General features: G+C 61.7%; 3 protein-coding genes. All 3 read right to left on the reverse strand.

The features are described 5' to 3' along the window. Positions 1-624: ABC transporter ATP-binding protein (locus GSM73_RS02495; protein ID WP_256676655.1), on the reverse strand; the 624-nt coding region annotated here is incomplete at its 3' end. Then, complete coding sequence (locus tag GSM73_RS02500; protein ID WP_047229800.1) at positions 618-1,766, reverse strand: ABC transporter permease; 1,149 nt, start codon at positions 1,764-1,766, stop codon at positions 618-620. The genes GSM73_RS02500 and GSM73_RS02495, both read right to left, overlap by 7 nt. A 52-nt stretch (positions 1,767-1,818) precedes the next feature. Further along, positions 1,819-2,104 (reverse strand): DUF2914 domain-containing protein (locus tag GSM73_RS26725; RefSeq protein WP_256676656.1); only part of this gene is annotated, 286 nt, incomplete at its 5' end.

The following is a 2,104-nucleotide window of genomic DNA, read 5'->3' on the forward strand; positions in this document are numbered from 1 at the left end:
GGTGACCAGAAATACGCTCAAGCCCAAGGCGTCGCGAAGCGTCAGGATCAATTGGTCGAACGCTGCCGCGCCGATGGGGTCGAGGCCGGCGGTGGGTTCGTCGAGAAACAGAATGTCCGGGTCCAGGGCTAGCGCCCGGGCCAAGGCTGCACGCTTGATCATGCCGCCGGACAGCGAGGCGGGGTATTTGTCCGCCGCCGATAGCGGCAGCCCGGCCAACGCCAGTTTCACCGCCGCCAGATGTTCGGCATCGGCCCGGCTGAGCCCGGCGTGTTCGATCAGGGGCAGGGCGACATTCTCTGTCACAGTCAGCGAAGAAAACAGCGCGCCTTTCTGAAACAGCACCCCAAAGCGTCGTTCCACTTGCGAACGCTGTTGCTGGGGCAGGCTCGGCAGATCCTGGCCGAATACTCGCACGGCCCCTTCACTGGGCCGGTTCAAGCCGACAATGCTGCGCAACAGCACCGATTTGCCACTGCCGGAGCCGCCGACCACCGCGAGGATCTCGCCCTTGTATACGTCCAGGTCGAGGTTTTCGTGCACGCTCTGCAGGCCAAAGCGATTGCACAAGCCACGTACCTGTATCACCGCCTCGGTGGGCGGCCTGGAAGGTCGACTCACCATTGCATCTCCATGAAAAACAGCGCGGCTACCGCATCGAGCACGATCACCACAAAAATCGACTGCACCACGCTCGAGGTGGTGTGAGCCCCGACAGACTCGGCGCTGCCGCTGACTTTGAAGCCTTCCAGGCATCCCACCGCAGCAATCAGGAAGGCAAAGATCGGCGCCTTGACCATTCCCACCACGAAATGCTGGACGCCGATGTCCGACTGCAACAGCGTCAGGAACATCGCCGGAGAAATATCCAGCGACAGGGCACACACCACACCGCCGCCGACAATGCCCGAGAGCATGGCCACAAAGGTCAGCATCGGCAGCGCCACCAACAGGGCCAGCACTCGCGGCACCACCAGCAACTCGATGGGATCGAGGCCCAGGGTACGAATCGCGTCGATTTCTTCGTTGGCCTTCATCGAGCCGATCTGGGCGGTGAAGGCGCTGGCGGTGCGACCAGCCATAAGAATCGCAGTCAGCAACACGCCGAATTCGCGCAAAAACGAGAACGCCACCAGGTCCACGGTAAAAATACTGGCGCCGAAATCGGCCAGCACCGTTGCCCCGAGAAACGCCACCACCGCGCCCACCAGAAAAGTCAGCAGGGCGACGATAGGGGCCGCGTCCAGCCCCGTCTGTTCGATGTGAACAACCATCGGGGTAATGCGCCAGCGTTTCGGGCGAAACAGGCCCCGGGCCAGCGTTTCTAGGATCAAGCCGACAAAGCCCAGCAATTGCAGGGTATCTTGCCAGACCTTGTCCACGGCTCGACCGATGCGTGTCAACAACTGGGTCACGACACTCACCGTCGGCTCTTTGACCGGCACGCAGAAGTCGGTCAGCGAGCAATAGACCGTCTGCAACAGTGCCCGATCGGCGGACGACAACGTGCAGTCGCGGTGCTCGGCGGTCTTGCCCAGCCGCTCGGCGCCCAGCAGTTCCACCAGCAACGAGGCGCCAGCGGTGTCGAGGGCACCCAAGCCATTGAGGTCGATCAGGGTGTTGTCGTCGTACTGGCCGCGCAGCGAGTCGCTCAAACGCTTGAGCTGCGTGTAGTGAGCCAGTGTCCAGTCCCCGCTGATCCATAGCTGCGCCGGGGAGTGAGAGCGATCCAGTCGGGCACTGCCAGCCAGAGTGCCAGGGGTCATAAGCGCCATGCTCGTTCGGCTCGAAAAGTGTTACCTAATAGCACGCCCGGCATTATTTTGTCCCAGGCTCGAGCGCAGCGCTGACCTTGAAGCGCAATACACCAATCACCTGGCCATTTTCCGTCAGCACCCGCACCTGCCATTTACCGGTGGGGTCTTCCGGGAAGTTCTGCTTGTGGGTCCAGGCGCGATAGCCTTCCTTGCGCCCGCCATGAATGTCCAGGGCGATACGGTCCACTTCTTTGCCGTTGAATTGCCAGACGTGATAAATCCGCTCATCGAGCCCTCGCGGCGCATTGATAGCGGTGTAGGCATACAGACCGTTGCCGCGTATCTGG

It is taken from the genome of Pseudomonas sp. PICF6 (assembly GCF_009831705.1).
GTDB classification, from domain to species: domain Bacteria; phylum Pseudomonadota; class Gammaproteobacteria; order Pseudomonadales; family Pseudomonadaceae; genus Aquipseudomonas; species Aquipseudomonas rhizophila.